Source organism: Microcoleus sp. Pol14D4 (assembly GCF_036701245.1).
Taxonomy (GTDB): Bacteria; Cyanobacteriota; Cyanobacteriia; order Cyanobacteriales; family Microcoleaceae; genus Microcoleus.
Genome location: NZ_JAUBQM010000088.1, coordinates 13,348 through 27,122 on the forward strand (window position 1 = coordinate 13,348; position 13,775 = coordinate 27,122).

The following is a 13,775-nucleotide window of genomic DNA, read 5'->3' on the forward strand; positions in this document are numbered from 1 at the left end:
GCTAAATTAATTATTGTTAATTAACCGCAGAGAACGCAGAGGACACGGAGTGAAGAAACAAACAAAATTTTCCTAGATTTTCTATATGTAGGATGCACACTCCGTACCATACCGCTTTATTTATTAGTCTTTTATAGAAGGACTTCGTTTTTGTGATGGCGATTTTAATCGCCGACTAATATCGACTACGAGCGAGTAAGATATTAACCAAACATTTGAGTTTCCACAAATTCTTGAACCCGGGCTAAATGACTAGACAAACTCACTAATATGTTTTCAACCCTCTCAATATTTAATAATTCCACCTCTGATGGTTTAGATTGAAAGCCTCGCGCTTGATGCTCCAATTGTGCTGCCAAATCCGACATCAGAGCAACTCCCACATTAGCCGAAGTTCCCTTGAGACGGTGGGCTTGATATTCCACAGCTTGCCAATCTTTAGCTTCTAGAGCTAGTTTTGCAGCAGCCATATCAGCTTGGGCGTCTGCCACAAAAGCTTGCAAAAGTCGTTCGGGCAATTTAATATTAACTCGCCCGAGTTGCTCCAATCTGCTCTTGTCGAACAGTCCGTCGTAGTCTCTATGTTCCCAAGTTTGAAGTCCGATCGCCCTTGGTGTCGGCCCAGCCACAACCTGCGCTTTTTCCACAACTTCTGTATAATTTGTTGCTAAGGGAGATTTATTTTCCGAATTAATACTTTTAACTCCATACTTATTTTCACCATGAACATTTAGGGCTTCATACTTTTTCAGTGCCGCGGCCAAAGCATCTAAATCTACAGGTTTGCTGAGATAATCGTCCATCCCCGCCGCCAGACACTTTTCTCGTTCCCCCGGCATAGCATGAGCAGTTAAAGCCATCACAAAAGTATGCCGATCGCTTCCTTCGATTTGCCTCAACTTTTGGGTTGTTTTGTAACCATCAAGTACCGGCATTTGACAGTCCATCAGCACTAAATCATAGCTTTTTTTTGCGAGCAACTCCAGCGCTTCTTGACCGTTGACCACGCAGTCAGCCTGATAGCCTAAAACTGCCAACTGTTCGACAAGAACTTGTTGATTGATCGGGTGGTCTTCCGCCACCAAAATTCTCAGCGATGACGGCGAATTGGAAGTAACATATTGAGAATTAACTGGTGACAACTTGCAAGTATTAGTAGGGTCCACTCTCCCAAACTCTCCCGTTCCCTTGACCGGCGCAAGCATTGCCTCCAGCAGGTGGCTTGGTCGCACGGGCTCGATCAAATACCCGTTAAAACCCCGACTGCAAAGCGCTTCAGCCTTGGGCTGTTCCCGCAAAGCAGTCATGGCGATTAACGAGCCAACTATAGAGGTCGATCGCACTTTCCTCGCAAATTCCTCCGCATCTAACTCTGGCATTTGCAAGTCCACAAGCACCACGTCCCAGCTTTTTCCCCCCTCCCCTGAAGGCTGAGAAATCCCGCGCTGGGAATTGTTCAACCAACTCAAAGCCTCAGCAGGAGTTTCTGCCTCATCGCAGCGAGCCCCCCAACTTTGAGCGAGCGATCGCACCGCGGCCCTTCTCAAAGTGCTTCCAGAGACTACTAACAGTTTCTTGCCCGCAAGTTCGGGATCGTGAGGCTCAAATTGCAACTGTTTTTCCAAAGGTACAGTAAACCAAAAAGTAGCACCGCTGCCTAGCAAACTGCGAACTCCAATGTCGCCTCCCATCATCTCCACTAACTGCTTGCAAATAGCCAAACCCAAACCCGTCCCGCCGTAAGGCCTAGTAGGAGAATCGTCTACCTGAGAAAAAGATTGGAACAGCTTTGTTTGCCCTTGGGCCGAAATTCCAATGCCAGTATCCCGCACGGAAAATAGCAATCTTGCTTCTTGTCTACCGTCTGCCAGTCGGTTGCCCTGTTTCACAGTTACGTGAACTAGAACTTGACCGCGATCGGTAAATTTTATGGCATTCCCCGTCAAATTCAGCAAAACTTGCTTCAATCTGCCCGCGTCGCCCACCAACTTTCTCGGAACTGAGCTGTCAACTAAAATATTTAATTCAATACCTTTTTCTTCGGCTAAGTGCGCTATGATTTCTATCACCGACTCAACGCAACTATCCAAATCAAAATTAGCCTTATCCAGTCGCATTTCTCCCGCTTCAATCTTAGAGAAATCGAGGATATCATTAATAACATTCAGCAAATGTTCAGCACTGCGGTAAATAGTCTGAACGCAGTCCCGCTGTTTCTGTTCCAGAGGAGCGCGCAGCAGCAATTGAGCCATTGCCAAAACTCCATTCATCGGAGTGCGAATTTCGTGACTCATGTTCGCCAAGAATTGTGACTTCACCCGGCTCGCTTCTAAGGCCGTTTCCCGCGCTTCCACCAACTCATTAATTTTGTCGGCAACCATCACGATTCCCCCGACTTTTTCGTCTGGATCGTACCAAGGGTGAGCAGCCCACCGCAGGTACAGAACAGATCCGTCTGCTCGTTCCCAGGCATCTTCGCTCACAGAAACTACCTGACCTGTGAGCGCTTGTTGATACATTACTTTCCAGCGATTCGGCGTATCTGGAAACAATTCGTAATGGCTAAAATTATTCAGAGACGGCAAGTCCAAATTAAATTGACTAACCCATTTTTTAGAGTTAGCCATATAGCGCATTTGTGTATCGAACATCGCCATTGCTACAGGCACGCAAGTAATAATTTGTCTCAGTTGCTGCCGTTCCCTTTCCAGAGCATCTTCCGCCTGTTTCCGCTCAGTAATGTCGCTAATCATGCCGGCCATTCGCAGCGCTTGTCCTTGAGAATTACGTTGAGCTTTTCCCTGAGAAGTGCAGTAGCGGTAAGCACCGTTCGAGTGTAACAGCCGGAATTCTACATTATAGTCTATTTCTTGTTCCAAGTGAGCGGCGATCGCCGCTACTATTCCCTCCTTGTCATCGGGGTGCAGGCGGTTGTATAGAGCGTCCATAGTCCTGCCAAATTGCTTTCGCGACAAACCGATAATTTCCAAAAGGCGATCGTTCCAATAAACCTCATTTTTACTTAAATCCCAATCCCAAATTCCGTCGTTCACTCCCTCTAAAACTAACCTGTAGCGTTCCTCGCTTTCCTTGAGTTTTTGACTGGTATGAAACGCCTGAGATTCGGCGCGGTACACGCGCATGGCATTGTACAAACTGCGAGACAAACTATCTGGAGAAAGCTTGTTTTTAGCAATATAATCAGAAGCTCCAGCCTTCATTAATTCCACAGCAATTTGTTCGTCTCCTTGACCGGTGAGAACAATTAAGGGAACTTTCAGCCCCGCTTCTCGTAGATTTTTTACCAAACTCAGTCCGTCTCCGTCCGGCAATCCGTAGTCGAGCAATACGCAGTCAAATTTGCATTCAAATATTTGATTTAATAGCAGCCCATTTTCTATCTCATCAACCTCGCTTAAAAGTTGAGATTTATTTTGTTTGGATAGTTTAGCAGTAGCCTGGGGATAATTTTTATTGACCGAGAGTTGGGCCAGCGCATCCGCGCAGTCTTCTGCTTCAGTAACTGCTGCCGAAACACCAGCAGACTTGAGCGAACGTTTGATCGCCATGCGATCGACTGCATCGTCATCAACTATCAGAATTGTGAGAATTTTGTCCATAAAAACAGAATTGTGGATTACTCCGAAAAAGCTGCTGTCGAGAAAAAGGAATTAAAACAACTGCATAGCTGAAAAATCATAAAGCTCCCTTGAAAAATTTTTATTAAAAATCCCCTATTTTAGTTAGGGAATTTCGCTCAGCATCCAGTATCTGTTGAGGGTAGCCATCACTTCCACAAAATTAGAAAAAGTAACAGGTTTAAGAATATATCCCGCTACATTCAAATTATAAGCTTTTACTTTATCTCTATCTTCATTAGAAGTGGTGAGAACGATCACCGGAATCGACCTCAAACATTCATCCAGTCGCAATTCTTGCAAAAACTCGATCCCGCTCATTCTCGGCATATTCAAGTCCAGCAAAATCAACCGACGGGCTTGAGGCATTGGAGGATCTATTTTTCCTTCTCCACGTAATATAGCTAGAGCTTCTAATCCATTGGCAGCAATGTAGAGGGGGTTGACGATGTTATTTTTTTTGAAAGCTCGCCGGACGTTCATCACATCAACCTCATCATCTTCTACCAAGAGAATATGAATTTTTTTGTCTTGCATAAATCAGCCATTTTATAGATGTTTTTTAAGCGCCCGTCTCGTTGGCGATGTTTAGTCAGCACGGATCGCGAGCCCAGCAGGTTTAATCTCTATTGTCCTTTGTCAAGAATCATTTATGCCTGAGCCGATGACAGTATCTACCTGCAGGCGTACTCGCCCGTCATTCGATTTTAGATTTTAGATTTTAGATTTTGGATTGACCCCACGGATAAATGCGGGGGCTTGAGGATTTTCGATTTTGGATTGATTCCACGGATAAATCTGGGGGCTTGTACCCTCAAGAAATTCTTGGTCAGAGAATGAGCGGTGCAGCGGAGATCCAAAAACTCGCCAATAACACCCGATCGAGCTACGGTAAAATCTAAAACTCATCTACATTATTAATCGCCATGTCAGCCGATCGCAAACTCTACGAAGGCAAAGCCAAAATCCTCTACTCCACCGAAGACAGCGAAATTTTGCTGACACACTTCAAAGATGACGCCACAGCCTTTAACGCCCAGAAACGCGGCAGCATCGTCGGCAAAGGCGAAATCAACTGCGCCATATCCGCCCACCTGTTTCGGATGCTAGAAGCCAAAGGCATTCCCACCCACTTCATCGACACGCCGGCCCCCAACCAAATGCGAGTCTGTCGCGTCCAAATCTTGCCCTTGGAAGTCGTAGTCAGAAACATTGCCGCCGGCAGTCTTTGCAAGCAAACCGCACTCGTCCTCGGCACAATTGTCAATCCGCCGCTGGTGGAGTTTTATTACAAAAACGACGATTTGGGAGACCCGCTGCTGACCCGCGACAGGCTGCTGCTAATGCAGCTAGCCACCCCCGAACAAGTAGACCAACTAGAAATGGCCGCCCGCGAAATTAACGAAATACTAAAAGAATTTTTCACCGAGTGCGGCATTACCCTAGTAGACTTCAAACTAGAATTCGGTATCGACCAACATCAAAATCTGATCCTCGCCGACGAAATCAGTCCCGACACCTGCCGCCTCTGGGACAACGCAGAAGCCGACCCCGACGCCCGTGTGATGGACAAAGACCGATTCCGCCGCGACTTAGGATCGGTAGAAACCGCTTACCAGCAAGTTCTCCAACGGGTTCTCGCTCAGAAAGTCTAGAGGTCTTGGTAATGCGCTAGAATTGCACAGTTTGTCACCCTTGTGCCTTTGATGTCAGCAATCAGCGGTCAACAGTCATCAATTAGCGGTCAGCGCGAGATTCAACCGACTTAATAACTAATGACTATGACTAATGAATAATGACTAATGACTAATGTGGTGTGTGGATTGCCCAAAAAAGTGAACAAAAATGCGTTTATCTGCTGTATTGGTGGCAGTTTTTACTGCCTCAGCAACATTCGGGTTATCAAATTCTGCAAGCGGCCAAACATCCTACTCTGAATCAGCAGAGGAAGCTTTGGCTGCCGTTCCGCCCGCCCCGTCGATCGAATTACCCGATCGCCCCATTCCAGAATTAACCCAAAACCCTCCTCAAAACCGCAAAGCCGCTAAAACCAGCAAAGGGGAAGCCCTAAAAATAGCTGCGGCCCCTGCCAGAGGAGAAGGCGACAGCGAACCCCCAAGGGTAGTCACAGACCCGCCCTCCCCGGTTTCTCCTCCGATCCTTGAACTAAAACCCGAGCTAGCATCCAACCCCTCCCCCACCTCTAGCAGCCAAAACGCCCTGCAAGACGCGCAACAGGACAGCTCGCTCCCCCCATCGGAAGCGGCTGTAACGCCCGCCTGGATCGCAGCAGAGCTAGCGAAACCAGAGGAATCCGGGACGATCGCTCAAAACGCCCAAGTTACCCCCAGACCGGCCCCGACCAGACCGCCGGCTAACACCGTTCCCCCATTGCCCCCTGGCCCAGCACCGCAGCCCAGACAAACCCCCGCACCCGCCGGGTCGGCAGAACCGCAAGTGCTAGTTGCAGAAGTTACAGTCACCGGGGCGACAGAAGACTTGGAAAGTGAAATTTACCGAGTCATCAGCACCCAACCAGGACGCACGACCAACCGCAGCCAACTGCAACAAGACATCAACGCCATTTTTGCCACAGGCTTTTTCAGAAACGTGCGGGCAGTACCGGAAGACACCCCGTTGGGCGTCCGGGTGACTTTTATTGTGCAGCCAAATCCGGTATTGCGGGGAGTGACAATCACCGGTCAGCAAGTGCTGCCCCAAAGCGTAATTGACGAAAGCTTCCGCGATCAATACGGCAAAATTCTCAACCTCCGCCGCTTTGAGGAGGGAGTGAAAAAAATTAATGCGTGGTATCAAGAGAACGGCTATGTTTTGGGCCAAATCACTGATGCCCCACAAGTAGGAGACGACGGCACAGTAACCCTGGTAGTGGCAGAAGGCCAGATCGAATCCGTTGATGTCCGCTTCCTGAACAAGGAGGGAGAGGCAACAGATGCCACGGGTCAGCCGATCGGAGGCAACACCCGTCGCTTTGTCGTCACCCGCGAAGTAGAACTCAAGCCCGGAGACATCTTTAACCGCACCAAGGCGGAAAGAGATTTGAGACGGGTGTTTGGTTTGGGAATTTTTGAAGACGTGCGACTTGCCTTGGAACCGGGAACGACTGACCCCCGCAAGGCAAGGGTAATTGTCAACGTCATCGAGAAAAATACTGGTTCTTTGGCGGCTGGTGCGGGTTTGAGTTCCGCGACGGGTTTGTTCGGTACGCTGAGTTACCAGCAGCAAAACTTCGGCGGTAGGAACCAGAAGTTGGGCGCTGAAGTACAAATCGGGGAACGCCAAAATCTGTTTGACGTGAGTTTTACTGACCCCTGGATTGCGGGCGATCCTTACCGGACTTCTTATACGATTAATGCGTTTAGAAGACGATCGATCAGCGTGATTTTTGACGGTGGCGAACGGGAAGTCAGATTGCCCAACGACGATCGACCTCGCATCAATCGCACCGGGGCCGGCATCAATTTCACCCGTCCTCTGTCGCGCAATCCTTTTGCCGATTCTGAGTGGACGGCTTCACTCGGCTTGCAGTACCAGCGAGTCTCAATTACCGATCGCAAAGGCAGGCGCGAATCCCGGGACGAACTCGGCAACCTGTTAAGTTTTAGCGATTCGGGATCGGATGACTTGACAACACTGCAAGCAGGTGTTGTGCGCGATCGGCGCAACGACCCCCTCCGCCCCACTAGCGGTTCCCTGCTCAGGTTTGGGATGGAACAATCGATTCCTGTAGGTTCCGGCAGCATCCTCTTAAACCGCCTGCGAGCCAGCTACAGCTTGTACCTACCAGTCAAGTACACTAACTTTACCCCCGGCCCTCAAACCCTGGCATTCAGTTTTAGAGGCGGCACCGTATTCGGAGATTTGCCTCCCTACGAAGCCTTTGCCTTGGGCGGCGCCAACTCGGTGCGCGGGTACGCCGAAGGCGACATGGGAGCCGGTCGCAGTTTCCTAGAAGCCAGCGTTGAGTACCGTTTCCCGATTATTTCGTTTATCGGCGGAGCGCTATTTTTGGATGCTGGCACTGACTTGGGCACGGGCAAAGATGTCCCTGGCGACCCTGCAGGTATCCGCGAAAAGCCCGGTAGCGGTTACGGTTACGGCCTCGGTGTACGGATTCAATCTCCTTTAGGGCCGATCCGGATCGATTACGGTATCAACGACACTGGCGACAATCAAATTCACTTTGGCATTGGTGAGCGATTCTAAGTTGGCAGTTGGCAGTTGGCAGTTGGCAGTTGACAGTTGACAGTTGACAGTTGACAGTTGACAGTTGACTGTTAACTACTAACTACTAACTACTAACTAATGACTAATGACTGACTAATGACTATTCAACGTACCTTAAAATCTGAATTTGAACTGTCGGGAATCGGTTTGCACAGCGGCGAACAAACTCGCGTCCGAGTTTTGCCTGCGGAGGTAGGGGAAGGTCGCTATTTTGTCAGAATAGACTTGCCCGGTGCTCCGATAATTCCTGCAAAAATTGAGGCGGTTTGTCAGACCGCACTTTCAACTGAACTGGCAGGTATCGATGCTCAAATTCGCACTGTAGAGCATCTATTAGCAGCTTTGGCGGGGATGGGAGCGGATAATGCTCGAATTGAGGTTGATGGGCCGGAAGTGCCGCTGCTGGACGGTTCGGCTCTGGTTTGGGTAGAGGCGATCGCCCAGACCGGCTTAGTTCCTCAAGAATCGAAGCAAGACCTCACTTCCTCCTTCGTCCTAGAACAGCCAATTTGGGTGCGCCACGGGGATGCTTTTGCAGTGGCTTTACCCTCAGCCGAAACTCGATTTAGTTACGGAATTGATTTTGAGGAACAGGCGATCGGCAATCAATGGTACAGTTGGTCGCCAGAGGCAGAAAGTTTTGCGACGGCGATCGCCCCAGCCCGCACTTTTGGACTTGCTCGCCAAGTTGACCAATTGCGACAAGCAGGTTTGATCAAAGGTGGTACCCTAGAAAACGCCCTAGTTTGCGATCGATCCGGCTGGCTCAACCCGCCCTTGAGATTTGCCAACGAACCGGTGCGCCATAAAATCCTAGACTTAGCAGGCGACCTCAGTCTGCTCGGAACTTGGCCAAAAGCTCACTACTTGGCTTACAAAGCCAGTCACAACCTGCACGTCCAACTCGCCCAAGCCCTGAAATCGCAAGCTCTAGCTACGCTAGATAAAAGTTAGGAAAAAACACGCGATCTGTTAAGATTGCATATTCCTTCTGCCATACCACACTCAAAAGTCTTCAAGCAATGTCCACGCTGACTGAAGTTAACACCCTCAATACTGCGAATTCTGAATCCGTCCCCACTGAAAAAGGTGAGGAGTCTCCAGCGGTTAAATCTACTTTTACTCTCGAAGAAATTCAGAAATTATTGCCTCATCGCTATCCTTTTGCACTGGTTGACAAGATTGTTGATTACGTGCCGTCCGAGAAGGCTATAGGAATTAAAAATGTGACTTTCAACGAACCGCATTTTCAAGGGCATTTTCCCGGACGGCCAATTATGCCTGGGGTATTAATTGTTGAAGCTATGGCTCAAGTTGGCGGTATTGTTCTCGCTCAGTTGCCCGACATCAAGCAAGGATTGTGGATGTTTACCGGAATCGATCAAGTCAAGTTCCGTCGTCAGGTTGTACCGGGCGATCAGTTGCTGATGACTGTAGAATTGCTGTGGGTAAAACGCCGCCGCTTCGCAAAAATGCAGGCTCTGGGTGAAGTAGACGGACAAAAAGTTTGTGAAGGAGAATTGACGTTTTCGATGGTAGATTAAATTTGGAATTAGTGAGGGCTTAGGGGTAGTTTTAAGTTATGAGTTTTCAATTTAAATTGAAACCGCGAAGCCTTCCTCGGAAGGAAATAATCTTAAAATTAAAAAAATTCCTTCTTCGTTCTTCGTTCTTCCTTCTTCGTTCTTCGTTCTTCGTTCTTGCTTCAACATCCCTCCGTTAAATCAGTTTAATCCCTTACACTGCGCGTTGCCAAACTTCCTTCCCACTTACCAGCAAAACAACTGACAAATGCTTACTTTGATTCACCCAACTGCTGTGATTCATCCCGGTGCTGAACTTCACCCGACTGTAGAAGTGGGAGCTTATGCTGTAATTGGGGAAAGAGTGAAAATCGGGCCTGATACTAAGATTGGTGCCCATGCAATTATCGACGGGCTAACCGAAATAGGCGCTCGCAATCAAATTTTCCCCGGTGCGGCGATTGGTTTGGAACCTCAAGATTTGAAATACGAGGGTTCTCCGACTAGGGTGAAAATTGGCGACAGCAATCAAATTCGGGAATACGTGACAATTAACCGCGCTACTGGAGCCGGGGAAAGCACGACTATTGGCAATCATAATCTATTGATGGCTTATGTTCATGTGGGACACAATTGCGCGATCGCCGATCGAGTAATTATCGCAAATGCTGTAGCCTTAGCCGGACACGTTAAAATCGAGTCTCAAGCCCGCTTGAGCGGTGTTTTGGGCGTTCACCAGTTTGTCCACATCGGCCGCTTGTCTATGGTGGGCGGCTTGAGCAGGATCGATCGAGACGTACCTCCTTATATGCTAATCGAGGGCAATCCTTCGAGAGTGCGAGCAATTAACAAAGTCGGTCTCCAACGCGCTGGTTTGACAGAAGAAGATTTGCTAGTTTTGAAGAAAACTTTTCGTATTCTCTACCATTCTGGCTACACTCTCAATCAAGCTTTGGAACAGTTGGATTTGTTACCAGAAAACGCCCACTTGCAGCACCTGCGGAGATTTGTGCAGCAGTCTACAACCAAAGGGCGGCGCGGTTTGATTCCTGGCAAAAAGTGAATGAGGTAGAATAAACCTAGGAACTAAGCGACTGTTGCCCAATGAATGTTTATACTTCAGTCCAATCTACGTCCCCTGAAACAGAACAAGATGGCTGCATCAGGTTCTTAGATGTGAGTTGGGAACAATTTGAAGCGATAGAAGCAGCTTTTAAAGATGTCAGAGGTGTGAAATTTTTCTATCTCGATCAAAAACTGCAAATTATGACTGTCTCGCCCGAACACGAAATAATCAAGAAAACTCTCTGTATGCTGCTAGAGGCATATATGAGAGCAAATGGGATTAGATTTTACGGCAAGGGCGGGCCGACTCTAGGTAACAGAGAATTAGGCGGTAGAAAAGATCCGGATGATTCCTATGATATAGGAAGCCAAAAAATAGTCCCAGATATTGCTATTGAAGTAGTAATTACCAGTGGCGGGATAAATACTCTAGAATTCTACAAAAGATTGGGTGTTCGGGAAGTCTGGTTTTGGCAAAATAGTCAGTTATCTCTCTATTACTTAACAAGTGAAAATTATGAGCAGATTTCCCGAAGTACATTCCTTCCCGATCTGGACTTAGAATTACTGCTACGCTGTGCTAATATGCCCGATCAATATGATGCTGTTACCGAATTATTAGCAAACATCTCACCTGTATAAAGTCAGAATATGAAAATTTTTATCAGCACTGGTGAGGTTTCTGGCGATTTGCAAGGAGCTTTGTTAGTTGCAGCCTTAAAACGTCACGCTGTCGCCGCTGGTTTTGAGCTAGAAATAACCGGATTGGGCGGCCCTCGTATGGCAGAAGCTGGGGCTACTATTTTAGGCGATACTGTGGGCATTGGTTCTATGGGCCTGATAGAATCAGTGCCGTATATTTGGCCAACGATCAAAGTTCAGCAAAAAGCTAAACAATATCTCAAAAACTTCCGCCCCGATGCGGTTGTATTGATTGATTATTTGACTCCAAATCTCGGTATTGGCAGCTATATCCGCCGCTGTTTGCCTGATTTGCCGGTGATTTGGTACATCGCACCTCAAGAATGGGTTTGGTCGATTTCTCGTCGCAATACCGATCTGATTGTCAATATTAGCGACCAACTTTTGGCAATTTTCCCCGAAGAAGCTTGTTATTATCAAAAAAAAGGAGCCCAAGTGAGTTGGGTTGGTCATCCTTTGGTGGATAGAATGCAATCTGCGCCCAGCCGGGAAGTTGCCCGCAAAACTTTGGGAATTGGGCCGGAACAGGTGTCGATCGCCCTAATTCCCGCTTCTAGACACCAAGAACTCAAGTACCTGATGCCGGTTATATTTGAGGCCGCTCAAACTATTCAAGCTAAATTGCCGGAAGTTAATTTTTTGATTCCGCTTGCTAACAAAGCTTTCCGCAGCAAAATCGAAAAAGCGATCGAGAATTACGGTTTGCGGGCTACTTTGTTAGAAAATCAAACTCTGGAAATCTTGGCGGCTGCCGATCTGGCGATCGCTAAATCTGGTACTGTTAATCTGGAGCTAGCTTTGCTCGACGTTCCGCAAGTTGTCGTCTATCGCGTCAGTCCGATTACGGCGATTATTGCTCGCCACGTCCTGAAATTTTCGATTCCTTTTATGTCTCCGCCGAATTTGGTGCAAATGAAGCCGATCGTCCCGGAGTTGCTGCAAGACGAGGCGACTGCGGAAAATATAGTGAACCACGCACTGGAATTGCTGCAAAATGCCGATCGACGCCAGCAAACTTTGGCAGGTTATCGGGAAATGCGCGAAAGTCTCGGAGATGTGGGCGTGTGCGATCGGGCCGCTGCGGAAATAATGAAAAATGTCAAATTAAATACAGCTTCTTAAAGCAATTTTGGTATTGAGAGGTTATGTATAAACCCGGTTTCTTTGTGGATGGCTTCTTGAAAAACCCAAGATTTATTACCAAAAACCAGGTTAATTTTTTTAATTTCTATTAAAGCAACTTTGTTATTGAAATGTTATGCCAAGCAATCGGAAAAAGCGACCGATCGCTGTTGATTTATTTGCAGGTGCGGGCGGCATGACCCTGGGCTTTGAACAAGCAGGTTTTGATGTACTTGCATCAGTCGAAATTGACCCTATTCACTGCGCCACACACGAGTTTAATTTCCCGCTGTGTTCTATTCTGTGCAAAGATGTCACAGCGCTTACGGGATCGGAAATTCGGAAAAAATCGGCGATCGGGCGGCGCGAGATAGACGTAGTAATCAGCGGTTCGCCCTGTCAAGGATTCTCGATGATGGGCAAGCGCGATGTGGACGACCCGCGAAATTCTCTAATTTTTCACTTTAAACGCTTAGTTTTGGAGCTAAAACCCAAGTTCTTCGTAATGGAAAATGTGCCGGGAATTGCATCAGGAGAACACAAAGAGCTCCTGAATATTTTAATTAGCTCTTTTCTGGAAGCAGGCTATCAAGTAGAAGAAAACTATCAAGTTCTCAACGCGGTTCACTACGGAGTGCCGCAAGCTCGCAAACGCTTGTTTCTGATTGGGTGCAAAGCAGGTTATGAGCTACCCAAATACCCTCCGCAAACTACGATACTCCCAAAAATTAAAATTCCTAAACGCTATAAAAAAGTTAATTTACCTGCTGTCCCCACAGTTTGGGATGCGATTGGAGATTTGCCGGAAGTGGAAAAGTACAGCGAGTTGCTGCACCGAGATTGGGTAATCGCGGAGTACGGAAAGTGCAGCGCTTATGCGAGTATAATGCGCGGGATTGATGGTTTGGAGGATGATTATTCCTACGATCGCGAGTACGAGCGACAAATTCTCTCTTGTAGTTTGCGAACTAAACATTCTCAGGAATGTATGGAAAGGTTTCAGGCGGCCAAACACGGCGAAAAAGAGCCGATCAGCCGTTTTTATAAGCTTCACCCCCAGGGAGTTTGCAACACTCTCAGGGCTGGAACCGACCGAGCTAGGGGGGCTTATACTTCGCCGAGACCGATTCACCCGATCGCGCCTCGGTGCATTACTGTCAGGGAAGCTGCGCGACTGCATTCCTATCCTGACTGGTTTAGATTTCACGTTACAAAATGGCACGGTTTTCGCCAAGTCGGAAATTCTGTACCGCCGCTATTGGCGAAAGCTGTAGCAGCGCAGATTATTAGCGCTTTGGGCGTGGAAGCAATTAAGCCGAGTCTCAAACTGACCTGGGGAGATGATTCGTTGCTTAAGCTGAATTGGTCGGAAGCAGAACAATATTATCTAAAAAGTTAAGACAATACTTCGGACAGTTTTTAAGCAGCCAAAGTACCATAAGACAAGACTGAAGGAAGATTTGGATGGTTTAAAATC

General features: G+C 47.7%; 10 protein-coding genes. 8 read left to right on the plus strand and 2 right to left on the minus strand.

The window, feature by feature from the left end:
* Positions 1 to 203 precede the first annotated feature (203 nt).
* Positions 204 to 3,620 carry a response regulator gene (locus tag QUA33_RS23830; RefSeq protein ID WP_333151726.1) on the minus strand — a complete coding sequence of 1,139 codons (3,417 nt, stop codon included), beginning with the start codon at positions 3,618 to 3,620 and terminating at the stop codon, positions 204 to 206.
* A 123-nt stretch (positions 3,621 to 3,743) separates the two neighbouring features.
* Complete coding sequence (locus QUA33_RS23835) at positions 3,744 to 4,175, minus strand: response regulator (protein ID WP_333076249.1); 432 nt, start codon at positions 4,173 to 4,175, stop codon at positions 3,744 to 3,746.
* A gap of 389 nt (positions 4,176 to 4,564) precedes the next feature.
* On the opposite strand from QUA33_RS23835, the gene purC reads away from it, so the two are divergent.
* From purC to QUA33_RS23875, 8 genes are all read left to right on the plus strand, one after another.
* Entirely contained in the window at positions 4,565 to 5,293 is a 729-nt protein-coding gene (purC, locus tag QUA33_RS23840; protein ID WP_333151728.1) for a phosphoribosylaminoimidazolesuccinocarboxamide synthase, read from the plus strand.
* Positions 5,294 to 5,483: 190 nt separating this feature from the next.
* A complete protein-coding gene (locus tag QUA33_RS23845; protein ID WP_333151730.1) occupies positions 5,484 to 7,865 on the plus strand; it encodes a BamA/TamA family outer membrane protein in 2,382 nt (793 codons plus the stop codon).
* A gap of 117 nt (positions 7,866 to 7,982) precedes the next feature.
* Positions 7,983 to 8,840 carry a UDP-3-O-acyl-N-acetylglucosamine deacetylase gene (lpxC, locus tag QUA33_RS23850; RefSeq protein ID WP_333151732.1) on the plus strand — a complete coding sequence of 286 codons (858 nt, stop codon included), beginning with the start codon at positions 7,983 to 7,985 and terminating at the stop codon, positions 8,838 to 8,840.
* 68 nt (positions 8,841 to 8,908) lie between these two features.
* Positions 8,909 to 9,430 (plus strand): 3-hydroxyacyl-ACP dehydratase FabZ, encoded by a 522-nt coding sequence (fabZ, locus tag QUA33_RS23855; RefSeq protein ID WP_333096171.1) that lies wholly within the window; start codon positions 8,909 to 8,911, stop codon positions 9,428 to 9,430.
* Positions 9,431 to 9,677: 247 nt separating this feature from the next.
* Positions 9,678 to 10,472 carry an acyl-ACP--UDP-N-acetylglucosamine O-acyltransferase gene (gene lpxA / locus QUA33_RS23860; protein ID WP_333151734.1) on the plus strand — a complete coding sequence of 265 codons (795 nt, stop codon included), beginning with the start codon at positions 9,678 to 9,680 and terminating at the stop codon, positions 10,470 to 10,472.
* A gap of 41 nt (positions 10,473 to 10,513) precedes the next feature.
* Positions 10,514 to 11,116 (plus strand): Uma2 family endonuclease, encoded by a 603-nt coding sequence (locus QUA33_RS23865; protein ID WP_333151736.1) that lies wholly within the window; start codon positions 10,514 to 10,516, stop codon positions 11,114 to 11,116.
* A 9-nt stretch (positions 11,117 to 11,125) separates the two neighbouring features.
* Entirely contained in the window at positions 11,126 to 12,298 is a 1,173-nt protein-coding gene (gene lpxB, locus QUA33_RS23870; RefSeq protein WP_333151739.1) for a lipid-A-disaccharide synthase, read from the plus strand.
* A gap of 136 nt (positions 12,299 to 12,434) precedes the next feature.
* Positions 12,435 to 13,697, plus strand: a complete 1,263-nt coding sequence (locus tag QUA33_RS23875; RefSeq protein WP_333151741.1) for a DNA cytosine methyltransferase — start codon at positions 12,435 to 12,437, stop codon at positions 13,695 to 13,697.
* Positions 13,698 to 13,775: the final 78 nt, after the last annotated feature.

Coding starts and splice junctions, on each gene's coding strand:
- QUA33_RS23830 (WP_333151726.1), bottom strand. CDS start 3,620: ATGGACAAAATTCTCACAATTCTGATAGTTGATGACGATGCAGTCGAT.
- QUA33_RS23835 (WP_333076249.1), bottom strand. CDS start 4,175: ATGCAAGACAAAAAAATTCATATTCTCTTGGTAGAAGATGATGAGGTT.
- purC (WP_333151728.1), top strand. CDS start 4,565: ATGTCAGCCGATCGCAAACTCTACGAAGGCAAAGCCAAAATCCTCTAC.
- QUA33_RS23845 (WP_333151730.1), top strand. CDS start 5,484: ATGCGTTTATCTGCTGTATTGGTGGCAGTTTTTACTGCCTCAGCAACA.
- lpxC (WP_333151732.1), top strand. CDS start 7,983: ATGACTATTCAACGTACCTTAAAATCTGAATTTGAACTGTCGGGAATC.
- fabZ (WP_333096171.1), top strand. CDS start 8,909: ATGTCCACGCTGACTGAAGTTAACACCCTCAATACTGCGAATTCTGAA.
- lpxA (WP_333151734.1), top strand. CDS start 9,678: ATGCTTACTTTGATTCACCCAACTGCTGTGATTCATCCCGGTGCTGAA.
- QUA33_RS23865 (WP_333151736.1), top strand. CDS start 10,514: ATGAATGTTTATACTTCAGTCCAATCTACGTCCCCTGAAACAGAACAA.
- lpxB (WP_333151739.1), top strand. CDS start 11,126: ATGAAAATTTTTATCAGCACTGGTGAGGTTTCTGGCGATTTGCAAGGA.
- QUA33_RS23875 (WP_333151741.1), top strand. CDS start 12,435: ATGCCAAGCAATCGGAAAAAGCGACCGATCGCTGTTGATTTATTTGCA.